This window comes from Pseudomonas sp. A (assembly GCF_056270345.1).
The window spans coordinates 4,215,352-4,229,871 of record NZ_CM149873.1; the positions used below are offsets into that span (position 1 = coordinate 4,215,352).

Genomic DNA, 14,520 nt, shown 5'->3' on the forward strand with positions numbered 1-14,520 from the left:
TGGCCGGGGGCCTTTAAATGATCAAGACGCCGTACTACCTCATCGATAAACAGAAACTGCTGGGCAACATGGAAAAGATTGCCTATGTGCGCCAGCAGTCCGGGGCCAAGGCCCTGCTCGCCCTCAAGTGCTTCGCCACCTGGTCGGTGTTCGACCTGATGCAGCAGTACATGGACGGCACCACTTCCTCCTCGCTGTACGAGCTCAAGCTCGGCCGCCAGAAATTCGCCGGCGAGACCCACGCCTACAGCGTGGCCTGGGCCGACGATGAAGTCGAAGAGATGCTCGAGAACTGCGACAAGATCATCTTCAACTCCATCGGCCAGCTCGAGCGCTTTTCCGAGCAATCCGAGGGCAAGGTGCGCGGCCTGCGCGTCAACCCGCAGGTGAGCAGCTCCGACTACCTGCTGGCCGACCCTGCGCGCCCATTCAGCCGCCTGGGCGAGTGGGACCCGGAAAAGATCGAGAAGGTGATCGAGAAGATCTCCGGCTTCATGTTCCACAACAACTGCGAGAACGGCGACTTCGGCCTGTTCGACAAGATGCTCACGCACATCGAGGAGCGCTTCGGCCACCTCCTGCACAAGGTGGAGTGGGTCAGCCTCGGTGGCGGCATCCATTTCACCGGCGAAGACTACGCGGTGGACGCGTTCTGCGCGCGCCTGAAAGCCTTCTCGGAAAAATATGGCGTGCAGGTCTACCTGGAGCCGGGCGAAGCGGCCATCACCAACAGCGCCTCGCTGGAAGTGACCGTGCTCGACACCCTGTACAACGGCAAGCACCTGGCCGTGGTCGACAGCTCGATCGAGGCGCACCTGCTCGACCTGCTGATCTATCGCCTCAACGCCAAGATGGCGCCCAACGACGGCGCGCACACCTACATGGTCTGCGGCAAGTCGTGCCTGGCCGGCGATATCTTCGGCGAGTATCAGTTCGACAAGCCGCTGCAGATCGGTGACCGCCTGTCGTTCGTCGACACCGCCGGTTACACCATGGTCAAGAAAAACTGGTTCAACGGTCTGAAAATGCCGTCCATCGCGGTCAAGCAGCTCGACGGCAGCGTCGAGGTGGTGCGCGAGTTTGGGTTCGACGACTACGTTTCGAGCCTGTCGTAAGACAGGCTTTCATGAAGGAGAGAAGCTGAATTGAAGAAGAACGTTCTTATCATTGGTGCAGGAGGTGTCGCCAAGGTGGTGGCCCACAAGTGCGCACAGCATAACGACGAACTGGGTCGTATTGCGATTGCGTCACGGAACATCTCCAAATGCCAGGCCATCATCGACAGCGTCAAGGCCAAGGGTAGCCTCAAGGTACCCGCCGACATCCAGGCCTTCTCGCTCAACGCCCTCGATGTCGAGGCGACCAAGGCACTGATCCGCGAGACCGAATCGCAGATCGTGATCAACGTTGGTTCCGCCTTCCTCAACATGTCGGTGCTGCGCGCCTGCATCGATACCGGTGTCGCTTATCTTGACACCGCGATTCACGAAGAACCGGGCAAGATCTGCGAAACCCCGCCCTGGTATGGCAACTACGAGTGGAAACACCTCGAGGAATGCCAGCAGAAGAACATTACCGCCATTCTCGGTGTCGGCTTCGACCCGGGTGTGGTGAACAGCTACGCGAAACTCGCGCAGCAGCAGTATTTCGACCGCATTGATTCGATCGACATCCTCGACGTCAATGCCGGTTCCCACGGCAAGTACTTCGCCACCAACTTCGACCCGGAAATCAACTTCCGCGAGTTCACCGGGCAGGTGTGGAGCTGGCAGAACAGCCAGTGGACCAGCAACACCATGTTCGAAGTCAAGCGTACCGACGACCTGCCGGTGGTGGGTTCGCAGAACCTGTACCTGACCGGCCACGACGAGGTGCACTCGATCTCGAAGAACCTGAACGTGCCAAACGTACGTTTCTGGATGAGCTTCGGCGAGCACTACATCAACGTGTTCACCGTGCTGAAGAACCTCGGCCTGCTTTCCGAGCAACCGGTCAAGACCGCCGAAGGCCTGGAAGTGGTGCCGCTGAAAGTGGTCAAGGCCGTGCTGCCGGATCCGGCCTCGCTGGCCCCGGGCTACACCGGCAAGACCTGTATCGGTGACCTGGTCAAGGGCACCAAGGATGGCCAGCCGCGCGAAGTGTTCATCTACAACGTGGCTGATCACGAAGAAGCCTACGCCGAGACTGACAGCCAGGGCATCTCCTACACCGCCGGCGTGCCGCCGGTGGCCGCCGCGCTGCTGGTCGCCCGTGGCGAGTGGGACGCCGGGCGCATGGTCAACGTCGAGGAGCTGACGGCCGAGCCGTTCCTCAAGGCGCTGGACGTGATGGGCCTGCCGACCCGCGTCAAGGATGAAAAAGGCGATCGTCCGTGGGACGCTGAAGCCTAAGCTGCACGACGAAGGGGCGCCAGATGGCGCCCCTTCTGTTTTTACGGCACCGCGCGCTGCACGGTCCCGACAATGATGCCCTGCTCGCGCAATTGATGCAGCAGGTGCAACCCCTGCTGCAGATGCTGATCGCCCAGCGCGCGCAAACGCTCGCGGCCGGTGCCGGGCAGGCCCATCAGCAGCTGCCAGGCCAGCGGCGCCAGGCGGGCGAAACGTACCTGCAGGTCGGCGTCGCGGTAGACCAGCAACAGGGTAGGCTGCTCCGGCGCTTCGCTCGGCTGGTGGTCCGGGCCGATGCGTTCCACCGGCCAACGGTAGGCCAGTACCCGCGCCACACACGACAGCAGCGGCTCGCCTTCGAGCAAGTCGCCGCCCGGATCGTGCGGCGGATCCTCGGCATCGCTCAGGTACAGCTGCGCCTCGATCCATTCATGGTGCGCCAGTTCCAGCTGCCAGGGCGTATCGGGCTCGATACCCTGCAGGTAGTCGAGGAATGCCTCGGCTACTTCGGTGAACAGTGGTGTCTGGCTGCGGTAATGGGCGTAGAAATCACGCACCCGCGCATGCCAGCGCTGATCGCCCAGGGTCCGGCACAGCACCGGGAAGCTACCGGCCAGCAGTCCTTCGATGGCGCCGTAGAACAGCTCGCGATAGACCTTCAGGCGCCGTGCCTCAATGCCGGGCGGCGGTGGGTTGGCGGCCGGGTCGCGCAGGTGGCGCGCCAGGGTGAACTGCTGGGTGCGCAGGGTCTCAGTCATGGCCTGGCGCTCCGTGGGCACGTTGCAGGCTGCGGATCCGCGCCGTTTCAGCCAGCAGTTCGGCCAGCGGCGGGTAATTGAAGTCGCGCTCTAGCACGGTGGGCTGCGTCCCGAAGCGTCGGCAGGCGTCGGCGAACAACGCCCAGACATCCTCCTTGACCGGCGCGCCGTGGGTATCGACTTTCAGGTCCGGTGCCTCGTCGTAATGACCGGCCACATGCATGCTCACTACCCGCTCGCGAGGCAGGCCGGCGAGGAAGACCCGTGCGTCGTAGCGGTGGTTGCAAGCATTGACGAAGACATTGTTCACATCCAGCAGCAGGTCGCAGTCGGCCTCGTCAAGCACGGCGCGGATGAAGTCCAGTTCGGGCATCGCCTGGTACGGCGCGGCGTAATAGCTGATGTTCTCCACGGCGATGCGCCGGCCAAGTACGTCCTGGACCTGGCGGATGCGTGCGGACACATGGTGGACGGCCTCTTCGGTGAAGGGAATCGGCATCAGGTCGTAGAGATGGCCGTCGTCGCTGCAATAGCTCAGGTGCTCGCTGTACATCCGCACCTGGTGGCGGTCGAGGAACTGTCGGGTGCGCTCGAGGAACCTGCGGTCCAGCGGCGCGGTACCGCCCAGTGACAACGACAGGCCATGGCAGGCGATGGGAAAGCGTTCCGCCAGGCGCGCCAGGCCCTGGCCGAAGGCGCCGCCGACGCCGATCCAGTTTTCCGGGGCGCACTCGAGAAAGTCCACCGCGCCCGCCTCCATCGTCAGCAGGTCGGACAGCAGGCCACGGCGCAGGCCGAGGCCGGTGTGCAATTGGGGTTGGGGCATGATCGGAGGGCTCCGTGGGGCGTTGAACGGCATCGCGGGGCCAGCCCGCTCCCACAATGTCATGCGTGGGAGCGGGCTGGCCCCGCGACAGGCTTCAGGACTTGCCGGTCAGGTGGCTGAACAGCCCATCAGGCATGGCCTTGCCGTTGGCCTTGTAGATCGCCGCCAGGTGATCGTGGGCCTCCTGCTCGGAGATGAAGCCGTCGTGATTGCGGTCGATCTTGTCAAAGTCAGCCGCGCGGTCCTTGGCCACGGCCAGGAACTCTTCGCGGGAGACCTTGCCGTCGTGGTTGCTGTCGGTGCGGGCGAACGAGGCGTCGCCACACTTGCCCTCACCGCACTTGCCCTCGGCTCCGGCCTTGGCGCTGGCGCCACACTTGCCTTCACCGCATTTGCCTTCGCTCTGCGTGGCCTTGCCGCCGGCACCGCACTTGCCCTCGCCGCACTTACCTTCGCCCGGGGTCTTGGCGGCGGCCAGCTGGTAGCCCTGGGCCAGGGGTTCTACGGCAAAGGCACTGTTGCCCAGGACCATGCCGCCGAGCAGGGTGGCGCCGAGCAGGCCGAGGGTTTGACGGGTCGTTTTCATGGTGTCGCTCCACTGTGGTTGGAAAGTGGAGCCATTGAGCCGCAGCGGTGTGTCGCGGATGTATCGAGGCAGGCGATGTTTTGTATGCCAGTGGGTCGCGGCGAGGCACAGATACACAGAGATACACGAACGGCCCCCTGATCACGCAGAGGGCCGTGGCAGAGGTGTCAGTCCTCCAGCGGCTTGGGTGGTGCGGCAGGTTTGGCGGGCTTCGCAGGCTTGGCCTTGCTGTCCTTTGCCTTGGGCTCGGCGGGCGCGGCGGCGACGGGCTCGGGAGCGATGACCGCCTTCTCGCTGGCCGGCAGTTCGTCGACCGCCTTGAAGATCACCTGCGGGTCGAGCTTCGCGCCGCTGTCGTCGTCCTTGAGCATATGGCGCTCGCCGTCCCTGCCCACCAGGATCACCTTGGTGCCCTTGCTCGCGCCCAGCTTGAGCTCGCGGATCAGGGCCATGGTGGTCTGCTGCTCGAGGTTCTTGTCCTCACGCTTACCCATCATCTGGGCCACGCTGTACAACACCAGGCCACGCTCCTTGAATCCGGCCTGGGTGGCGGGATCTTTCAGCGCCTCTTCCAGGCCGCGTAGGGTCGGGTCGGCCGAACTCGGGGCAATGACCACCAGTGGCCTGGCCTTGCCCAGTTCCTTGGCCAGGGGCGCGTCGCTGTCGGCGGCATACAAGGGGCCTGCTACGGCGAGCAAGGTGGCGAGGGTCAGTAACCGGACGAGCATGGGCATCTCCTTATTCTCTCGATAAAACCAAAGACTGCGGATCAGGGAGAAAGATCCGACGCGGGAGCCTAAACCACCCGGATAGACCGGTGCTTGGGCTAAAGGTAACTTGCCATTACCGGATCCATCCTGACTGGCCGTTGCCTCCCGGAAACCGTCTACGGCTGAGCTGAGCATAGTTCAATGCCCGCGCCCGTGAGGCCCGTCAATGCAGCGGCACCTGCCAGCTAAGCGCGTTCCTGGCCAGCGCCTCGCGGGTCAGCGCCACCAGGGTGTCGTGCTCGCGCCGCAGGAACCGTGCATGCAGGCGGTCAATTGCCTCCTCCGGGGCATCCAGGGCCAGCAGGTCGTCCAGGGTGTCGTGGTCGGCCTGGGGAACCCGCAGGCGTTCGGCAAAGGTCGTTTCCAGGTATTGCCGCCAGAAACGCAGGCCCACCATCCACTCGCTGATCGCATTCTCGGTCTGCGCCGCCCGGATCCAGTTGCGCGCCCAGGCGAGGTCTGCCGGTTTGAGGTTGGCCACGCCACGGTAGAGCATGTTGCTGAGCTCGACCGGCAGGCCCAGCTCGTCGCGCAGGTCGATCCGATAGGCCAGCGCCACCTCCAGTGACTCCACGCCCGCGGTGGGCATGAGTTCGGCGTGGGTCCAGGCCAGTTCGTCGAGTCGCTGCAGGCGCCAGAGCTGGCCGCCCAGGTGCAGCAGGGCCTGTTCGCGCTGGCCCGGCAGCGTGCCCTGCTCGGCCTGCCAGACCTTCAGGCGTACCTCCAGATCGCTGAAGCGGAACGTCGCGCTGTCTTCGCAGCGGGTCACCGCCGAATTGGCGAACAGTTCCTCGCGCAACGCCGGGCTCTCCTGCATCGCTTGCAGCATGCGCAACAGCCGGGCGCCCAGGTAGCGGGCGCCAAACTCGCTGTGAAAGTCAGCGGAGTCGGTGAGTTCGGCCAGCAGGTTGAAGAATTCCGCGGAATTCACCTCACTCTCCAGCTGAACCCAGACCGCCGCCATGTCATCTCGCACGTCCCCGTCTACCAGGTCGAGCCAGCGCAACTGATAGGGCACCCGGGTTTGCGTAACAGGGTTCCACGTGTCCATCGCGTCCACACTCACGGCCAGTAGATTGCCGAACAGCCTTACCCTGCCCTCGCGCCACAGATGTGACTGGTGAAAGCCCTCGGGCAGCGCCTCGATACCGTTGTCGCTGAGGTCCAGAGTATGCAAGCGTGGGGCCTGCAGTGCGCCGTCGGGCAAGGCGGTCGCCTCGGTGCGGCTGAGCAACAAGGCATTCAGGCGCGGCATGCCACGGACGGAAAACGAACTGCGCAGCGGGTTGTGCGACAGGTTCAGGTAGATCAGCGCCCTGCAGTTGGCCAGGATCCGTTCTTGCTCGGCATCCAGGGTGATGCGGTTGCCGGACAGGTCGAGCACTTCAAGCTGCTCGTTGAGCGCTGACGGCAACTGCTGCAGCTTGCAGTGGGTAATCTCCAGTGTGCGCAAGTTGGGGAAGGCCCGCAGGAACGCGTCCGGGACCTCACGCAGCCGCATGGCCCTCAGCGCCAGGCTCGACACATGGGGAAAACTGACCTGGGCAGGTAGGCTCGGCAGTTGCCGCAGGCGGCTGCGGGTCTGGGTCAGCAGGTAGCCTCCGGTCGGCAGCGCACCATTGGCCTGCTCGGGAACCAGGAACCGCCAGCAGTCCATCAACCCGCGCCCCAGGTCGCGTCGCGCCTCCCATTCGCTCGTAGCGAACGCTTTGCGCTTCCAGGTGGTCAGTGTCTCCTGCAGCAGGGCATGCTGCTGTTCCAGTTCACCCAGCGTGGTATCGGCATCCCGGCCGCTCTGCTGCAATTGTTCGAGCCATTGCTGGAGCTGGGTATCGCTGTACGCCGGATACAGATCGCGCAGTCTGGCCGTCAATGCGCGCGGCCGGTTGTTGCTGATGCCCAACCAGCGGCGCCAGCCGCTGAGTGGATAACCGAGGCGACCGTCCTCGAGCCGTTGCGGGGCCATGAACGAAACCGGTGCGCGATCCAGGCCCAGTACGCTCGCGACGGACTGACGTTGCTGCAACGCCTGCCGGGCCAGCGCCGCCTGCAGGGACTCGGCGAACGGCTCAGCAATACCCATCGCCGCCCGCTGACCGGCGTCGTAACCCTGTGCCAGCACCGCGAACAGCTCACCCGGCTGGCCGATGGCCGCGCCGTCGTGGTCGGCAAGCTGGAAGACACCGGTGCGATGCACCAGTTGCAGCTCTCGCCCCGTGCCCGAGGTGCTGAGCAATGGCTCGCTGGCGGCGCCATCGTAAAGCCGCCAGGCCGGTGCGGTGGCCGCGCCAGGCATCTTTTCGAGCAGCGCCAGGACCACCCTGGCCAGATCGAGGTTCTGCGGGGTATCGAAGGTCAACGCCTCCAGCACCCTGGCCAGGCGAATGCGCCGAACCCGGGTGCTGGCCGCCAGGGCCATTGCCACTGGTACCCGGCGCTCATCGAGCAGCCGTTGCCGGTCGCTGTCGCTGGCCTCGCGCAGCAAGGTCTGCGCGGCCGGCCGATGCAGGCTGGCGAAGTCCCGTCGCAAAAGCTGGGTGGACTCGGTATCGACATTCTGCTCATCGTACAGCTGTCGGAACACGATCCGGCGGTCGTGCCACAGTTGCCCGGTCAACGCCTGGTCGCTCATCTCCCCGGCTCCCGGCAGGCCTCTGGCCTTTTCCAGCACCGCCAGGTCAACCACCTGGGCGCCTGCACGCAGTTGAGTTGTCACCTCCCGGATCCGCTCGGCCAGCTCCATGCGCGCCACCGTATCGGTCAACTCCGCCTGCGCTGCCCTGCCATACACGTGCAAACCTCGCAGTTGTCCGGCATCCATCCCATGGATCGCCATGGCCTGGTCTACCTGCGCATCGTCCAGGCGCTCGAACGCACCGCCCAACCGGCGAAACATCCTGTGTCGGTTATCCCACTCGCTCGGCGACTCGCTCCACAGCCGCCAGGCGCCAGCGTCGTTATGGCGCAGCAATGGCCCGTGGCCCTGGTGCGGGCACAACTGCCATTGCTCGTCACTCGCCCGCAGGCGCACCGGGTAGTAGTGCCCCTCCATGCGGATCCAGCGCTGGTTGCCCAACTGATAGACGCCCTGCTCGTCCACTTGCGCGGCGGCAGGCGGCGCGTCACTGCGAAAGGGCGTGAGGTCGCCGCTCCACAGTTTCTCGCTGCCATCCTCCAGCCGTGCCGGCAGCAGTTCGTCCACCAGGCTCCAGGCTCGACGCAGCACCACCACCCCGGCCACCGTCGCCCCAACCAGCGCGGTACTCTTGCCTACCGTCAACAGGTGATCCAGGGCGGCATTGGTGTCGCCTTCGCGCCAGTCCTCGACGGCCTGGAAGGTCTCCTTCAACAGATCCCAGGCCATCACCGCCAGCAACGCGATACCGACCTGGGGTATGAACAAACCGGCCAGGCCAAGCAAGGTCCAGCCTTCGGCCGCCAGGCGCTTGTCGTGCTCGGCCTGCAACGCCCGATCAAGCCGGGCCACGGGTGGCGCGATCATCGCGGCGTCGTCCTTGATCTGGGCGATACGGGCGCTGGCCAGATGCTCGAACAATGGGCCTGGGTAGGCATGCATGTGCTCGTCCAGGTCTCGGGTCGCCCAGTCGGCCAGATTACCCACACGCTGCTGGACACTTGAGAAGAACACCTGGCAGTCACGCCTGCGCACAAAGCGTGCGAAGAAGCGCTGGTATTCGACCTTGCGCAGGCGCTTGCCCAGCACTCGCCGGGCAAAGTCCTCCAGGTCGTCACGGGCACTCCAGGGGCCGTGGGGGTCGTCTGGGATGTACACCAGCACGCGCTTGCTGGTATCGCGCAACCAGCCCTTGTCGATCACATCCAGCACGACGATCTGCTGCAGCTCGCAACCGAATGCTTTCATCTGTTTGGCGATCACCGGGGCACCGGCAAGCGTGCCCGGTTTCCCATCGTGATAGAGGCCAATGATCAAGGCCAGTTCGGCATCACTCAGCACGCCTTCGACCCTGGCCTTGCAGGCATCGATCAGCAGGTTGGCCTGCTGTGATTGCCTGAGCAGCACCTTGACGTTCTGCCCGGCGACATCCGACCCCAGCACTTCGTCGAGATGGCGTTGATACTGTGCGCCCAGGTCGAGCGTCCGACACAAGCTGGCAAAGCCCTTGGCGTCCACGCCAGACAGGACCTGCCCCGCTTCGTCGACCACCGCACTGTGCCGCGGCTGTCCGTTGGCGCCAGCTTCTTGCGCCGTGAAGTTGCACAGGGCCGCTTCGAGCAAAGGGATCTCGTAGTTACTCGACCCCTGAAGTGGATAGCGGCCGGCAATCAGGCCAGGTTCGTTGGCAAAGTGGAAATACTGTCGGCGAAAAGACAAGTCATCGACGGGCTGGACGACACCATGGCGGTCGCCCAGCGCTTGCTGCAACAGCGGCCTGGCAAACTGGTCGATAGCCTGGATCCGCGTCAGCGCCATGCTCAATCCCTGACGACAGCGCAGGCTGGTCTTGAGCGCCTCGCCCAGCACGGCGAACTGTGCCGGGTTCAGGCCACTCAGCCACGGCGGCAGGCGCCGGGCGATCAGTTGGTCCTGGTAGGCCTGCTCCATGGCCAGCGTATCAATGCTTCCTGCTGACCTTTTGACTGCGCTGTTCATGTCGTTGCTCCGGCTCGCAAAGGTATAGGAGCCTATCCGACGCATCGGCTTGCCTGGCGCTAGCTAATTACCACCTTCACGCATTCCAGTTTGCTCATGAAGCGCCCAGCGATATTGTCCTGGCCCGGCCCATGGCTTCGCGGGTCAACTGCAGCATCACCTCATGCTCCCGTTGCTGGTTGTCGATATGCAGGCGCGCGATCTCCTGGTCCCTGTCGCCAAGTTCCATGAGCCGCTGCAGCTCTTCATGCATACCTGATGGCACCCTGAGCCTGCGGGCGTAGTTGGCCCGCAAGTAGTCCTGCCAGTATGGTTGCCTGGCCAGGTACTGGGCCAGGTTGTTCGCCGATTGCTCGGCGATGACCGCATGCGTGGCATTGTGCAGGTCCCAGGGAGTGAGGTTGGGAATGCCAAAATAGAGCATGTCATCCTGCTGGATCGGCAGGTCGAGCTTGCTGCGCAACGCAATGCGATAGGCCAGCGCGAACTCGATCGACTCGCTGCTCGCGCCCGCCCTGAGCGCATGCTCAGCCGCGAACTGATCCAGCACGTTCATCCGCCAGAGCTGCCCACCCAGGTGCAGCAGCGCCTGTTCCGGCTGACGTGCCAGTTCGCTGTGTCGCGCCCGCCACACCCGTACACGCAGTTCGAGGTCTGTGAAGCGAATCGTTGCGTTGTCCTGGCAATCAGTCACGGCTGCGTTGTCGAACAACTCCCGCTTGAGCACAGGGTCTCGGCTCATGAATTCGAACATGTCCAACAGGCGCACCGCGAAGTTCCTGGCCAATGGCGCCGACTTGAAGTTACCCGATGAAGTCAGCGCGGCCAGCGTATTGAAAAAGTCGGCAGAACCCTGCTCCGCTTCCAGTTGCGTCCACAGGGCAGACATCTCGTCACGCCTTTCGACCGGCACGACATCCAGCCAACGCAGGCGGTAAGGCACGCGACTGGCTTCCAGCCAATGCCATCGACTCAAAGACTCCGGCGCTGCGGCGAACAGGTTGCCACGCAGGTTCACCCTGCCCACCCGCCACAGATTCGACTGGTGAAAATCCTCAGGCAAGTCGTAAAGCGCGTTGTCCCTGAGGTCCAGTGTGTGCAGCTCCGGGCTGTCCATGACGCCGTAGGGAAAGGTGTCCAGCTGGCTGGCTTGAAGGTGCAAGGCATTGAGCCTGGGCATGCCGAAGACCGAAAAACTCCTGCCCAGTGGATTGAACGAGAGGTTGAGATACACCAGCGACTGGCAACTGGCCAGGACCAGGGCTTGCCCCTCATCCAGGGCGATCTGGTTGCCCGACAGGTCGAGCACCTCCAGCTGCCCAGTGAGGGTTTCCGGCAGGGGCAGGCGCCTGAGCCGACAGTGGGTGATCTCCAGGCTGCGCAAATTGGGAAATGCCCGCAGAAAGTCATCCGGAATCGACTCCAGGCGCATGTCATGCAGCCCGAGAATCGAGATATGGGGGAAGCTGACGGACGACGGGATGCTCGGCAAGCGCTGCAGCCGACTGCGGACCTGGAACAACATGTAGCGTTGCGACTCCGCCAGGCCGCCTTCCAGTTCCGGTACCAACCAGCGCCAGCAGTCGATCAGACCCTTGCGAAAGGCACGCCGGGCCAACAGTTCGAATGTGGGAAATGCACCTCGAACCCACTGGTTCAGGTGGTTGTTCAGTACGTTGTATTGTTGCTCCAACGCGTCCAGGCGCGCCTGTGCGTCCTCTCCTTGAAGCCATCGCCCGATCTGCTCGTCGCTGAACGCCGGATAGAGGTCTCGCAGCCGTGCCTGAAGGGCCCGCGGCGGGCGCTGACCCATGGTCGCCCAGAATCTGCCACCGCTCAACGGATAGCCTACCCTGCCGTCACCAAGCGGCAACGGGGCCAGAAACGCACCGTTTGGCTGATCCGCGCCCAGCCAGGTCGCGATCAGGGTCCGCAGGCTGCCGGCATCCGCCGCCAGTCGTGCGCGCAATGCGGGCGCATGGGGTTCGTCAAGACCCAGCGAGGCCCACTGCTCATTACCGTAGGCTTTGCCCAGGATGTCGAACAGCTCGCCCTCGGTCGCCAAGGGCTCAGCGCCTGCCACACGACAGCTGAACACGCCATTGCGGTGGATCAGATCGAAAGGTGTTCCACGCCCCGCGATGCTCACCAACGGCTGGTCTGCATCGCCATCGTACAGCCGCCAGCCGGGCCTGGTCGCAGCCCCCTGCAATCGGCCGAGCAGATTCAGGACGACCCGTCCGAGGTCCAGTGTCTGCGGCGTATCGAATAGCAGCGCCTCGTACACGCGCGCCATACGGATGCCCATGACCTGGCGCCTGGCCGACTGGGCCATGGACAACGGCACCCGCCGCGTATCCAGCAATGCAGCCTGGTCATCGGCACTGGCCGTACGCCAGACTTCATCTGCCGCCAGACGGTGCAGACTGGCGAAACTGCCGCGCAGGATCGAACTGGCTTCGGTATCGGGAAAATCCGAGTCATACCATTGCTGCAGCAGGACACGGCGCTGACGCCATACCACATCGGCCAGGGACTGACCGTCCTGCCCCTTTGCCCCAGGCAGACCGCGTGCGCGCCGAAGCAGCGTGGCGTCGGTGACGGCCGCGCCACTGCGCAACTGCTGAGCCAGTTCCCCGATGCGGCTGGCCAGCAGGATGCGGCTGGCCGTATCGGTCACTGCCGCATCCGGGCGCCGGTCATAGACATGCAAGGCCCGCAGGTGATCTTCCTGCAAATCGTGAATGGCCATGACCTGGTCGATCTGCTGTTCATCGAGCGAACTGAACGGCCTGCCCAGCCGGCGAAACATCATGTGCGAACCGCTCCACTCGGCCGGTTGCTCGTGCCAGAGCCGCCAAGCCCCGGCATCGTTGTGACGCAGCTGCGGGCGGTGTCCGCGATAAGGCAATAGTCGCCAAGGCTGGCCAGCACGGTCCTGGCCGACCCGATACCAGTGCCCCTGCATCTCGACCCAGCGGCTCGCTCGATGCCGGTGGATACCCTGTTCGTCGATGACCGCGTCACTCGGCGGCCCTTCGCCGCGGTAGGGCTGCAGATCACCGTTCCACAGTTTTTCACTGCCATCGTCCAGCCGCGCCGAGACCAAGCGGTCCACTTTGCTCCAGCCGCGGCGAACCACGGTGACGGTTGCGGCAGCCGCAGCCAGCGTCACCACGCCCTTGCCAACGTTCAGCCAGTGCTCGAGGGCGGCATCACGCTCGTCGTTGCGCCAGTCGTCGATGGCTTGAAAGGACTCGCGCAGCAACTCGTAGACCATCAGCGCCGCCAGCGCCGCGCCAAGCAATGGCACGAACAGGCCGGCCACGGTCAGCAACATCCAGCCTTCGGAGCGCAGGCGCCTGTCGTGTTCGGCCTGCACCTGACGGTCCAGTTGCGCCACGGGCGGGGCGATCATTGCGGCATCGTCCTTGATCTGTGCAATCCAGGCGTCTGCCAGATGATCAAACAGCGGCAGCCGGTAGCCTGTGGTCTGCTCATCGAGATCCCGGGTCGCCCAGCCCGCCACGTCATCCAGGCGCTCGCTGACCGCCGTAAAGACCCGGTGGCTGTCACGACGGCGCACGAAACGGCTGAAGAAACGACGGTAGTCATCCTTGCGCAGTCGCTGCCCCAGCACGCGACGCGCATACTCCTCAAGATCGTCACTGACGCTCCAGGCGCCCAGTGGGTCGCCCGGCACGTACACCAGCACTCGCTTGCTGGTATTGAAGACCCACCCCTCATCGATGACATCCAGCACAACGACACGCTGCACCGGGCAACCGAAGATCTTCAGTTGCCGGGCATGGACCGGCGTACCCTCCAGACTGCCAAGCTTGTCATCCCGGCACAGCCCGATCACCAATTGCAGCTCGGCCTCGCTCAGCCCTCCCTGCGCCTTGGCCTGCAAGGCGTCGGCAAGCATGCTGCTGCGCAGGAACTGCGCCAGCAGTGTCTTGACACTGTATGCGTCGGTGCCTGCAAGCAGAACCGAGTCAAGGTGATCCTGATACTGCTGCCCCATGTCTAGCGCTCGACACAGTCTGGCCAGGGTCAACGCGGACAACCCCGGCTGACGAACGCCTTTGCCATCGACCACGGCATTGCGCCGAGGCTGTTGCCAACACTCGGATTCAGTGAAGTTGTAGAGCGCGGACTCCAGCACCGGCATATCGTAGTAGTCGCTGTCCGGAACGAGCACACGACCTGCCAGGTAGCTGACCGTGTTTGCCTCATAGACATACCAACGCCGAAAGTACATAGCCGCGGGGTCAAGATTGCCGTGAGCTTGGAGCGCCTGTTGCAGCAATGGCTTGCTGAAGACATCGATATGCCTGATCCGGGCAAACGCGGCCGAAAGCTTTTGCTCGCAGTCCAGGAGCCTGCGCAGGGCATCACCGAGCAGCGTGAACTCGGACTCGCTCAACCGCGTGACCCAGGCTGGCAGCCGTTTGGCGATCAGTTGGTCCTGGTAGGCCTGGGCCACGGCCAGGCTATCGACTGCAACCGATGGCTGCTGGTTACTGCTCTGCATGCTGACCTCCATAGTGCGTG

At 64.0% G+C, this 14,520-nt stretch carries 8 protein-coding genes; 2 read left to right on the plus strand and 6 right to left on the minus strand.

Going from position 1 to position 14,520, the window contains the following annotated elements:
* The first annotated feature begins 17 nt into the window (after window positions 1-17).
* Complete coding sequence (nspC, locus tag AC0MAZ_RS18705; protein WP_232855531.1) at window positions 18-1,115, plus strand: carboxynorspermidine decarboxylase; 1,098 nt, start codon at window positions 18-20, stop codon at window positions 1,113-1,115.
* A 30-nt stretch (window positions 1,116-1,145) separates the two neighbouring features.
* Window positions 1,146-2,390, plus strand: a complete 1,245-nt coding sequence (locus AC0MAZ_RS18710) for a saccharopine dehydrogenase family protein (RefSeq protein ID WP_475858823.1) — start codon at window positions 1,146-1,148, stop codon at window positions 2,388-2,390.
* Window positions 2,391-2,431: 41 nt separating this feature from the next.
* On the opposite strand, the gene AC0MAZ_RS18715 is transcribed toward AC0MAZ_RS18710, so the two are convergent.
* From AC0MAZ_RS18715 to AC0MAZ_RS18740, 6 genes are all read right to left on the minus strand, one after another.
* Window positions 2,432-3,148 (minus strand): HvfC family RiPP maturation protein, encoded by a 717-nt coding sequence (locus tag AC0MAZ_RS18715; RefSeq protein ID WP_232855532.1) that lies wholly within the window; start codon window positions 3,146-3,148, stop codon window positions 2,432-2,434.
* The gene (locus AC0MAZ_RS18720; RefSeq protein ID WP_475858824.1) at window positions 3,141-3,974 is read right to left on the minus strand and encodes an HvfB family MNIO-type RiPP peptide maturase; all 834 of its coding nucleotides are present in this window, start codon (window positions 3,972-3,974) and stop codon (window positions 3,141-3,143) included. The genes AC0MAZ_RS18715 and AC0MAZ_RS18720 overlap by 8 nt, the downstream gene beginning before the upstream one ends.
* Window positions 3,975-4,068: 94 nt before the next feature.
* Window positions 4,069-4,560 (minus strand): HvfA family oxazolone/thioamide-modified RiPP metallophore, encoded by a 492-nt coding sequence (locus AC0MAZ_RS18725; RefSeq protein WP_110733818.1) that lies wholly within the window; start codon window positions 4,558-4,560, stop codon window positions 4,069-4,071.
* A 167-nt stretch (window positions 4,561-4,727) separates the two neighbouring features.
* On the minus strand, window positions 4,728-5,288 hold the full coding sequence (locus AC0MAZ_RS18730) for a DUF4174 domain-containing protein (RefSeq protein ID WP_203652377.1): 561 nt from the start codon (window positions 5,286-5,288) through the stop codon (window positions 4,728-4,730).
* Between the two features lie 205 nt (window positions 5,289-5,493).
* Window positions 5,494-9,963 (minus strand): NEL-type E3 ubiquitin ligase domain-containing protein, encoded by a 4,470-nt coding sequence (locus tag AC0MAZ_RS18735; protein ID WP_475858825.1) that lies wholly within the window; start codon window positions 9,961-9,963, stop codon window positions 5,494-5,496.
* Window positions 9,964-10,057: 94 nt separating this feature from the next.
* A complete protein-coding gene (locus AC0MAZ_RS18740; protein ID WP_475858826.1) occupies window positions 10,058-14,500 on the minus strand; it encodes an NEL-type E3 ubiquitin ligase domain-containing protein in 4,443 nt (1,480 codons plus the stop codon).
* Between the last annotated feature and the right edge of the window lie 20 nt (window positions 14,501-14,520).

What these genes read in the sequence shown, in the direction of transcription:
- nspC (WP_232855531.1), top strand. Translation starts at nt 18, where the DNA reads ATGATCAAGACGCCGTACTACCTCATCGATAAACAGAAACTGCTGGGC.
- AC0MAZ_RS18715 (WP_232855532.1), bottom strand. Translation starts at nt 3,148, where the DNA reads ATGACTGAGACCCTGCGCACCCAGCAGTTCACCCTGGCGCGCCACCTG.
- AC0MAZ_RS18720 (WP_475858824.1), bottom strand. Translation starts at nt 3,974, where the DNA reads ATGCCCCAACCCCAATTGCACACCGGCCTCGGCCTGCGCCGTGGCCTG.
- AC0MAZ_RS18725 (WP_110733818.1), bottom strand. Translation starts at nt 4,560, where the DNA reads ATGAAAACGACCCGTCAAACCCTCGGCCTGCTCGGCGCCACCCTGCTC.
- AC0MAZ_RS18730 (WP_203652377.1), bottom strand. Translation starts at nt 5,288, where the DNA reads ATGCTCGTCCGGTTACTGACCCTCGCCACCTTGCTCGCCGTAGCAGGC.
- AC0MAZ_RS18735 (WP_475858825.1), bottom strand. Translation starts at nt 9,963, where the DNA reads ATGAACAGCGCAGTCAAAAGGTCAGCAGGAAGCATTGATACGCTGGCC.
- AC0MAZ_RS18740 (WP_475858826.1), bottom strand. Translation starts at nt 14,500, where the DNA reads ATGCAGAGCAGTAACCAGCAGCCATCGGTTGCAGTCGATAGCCTGGCC.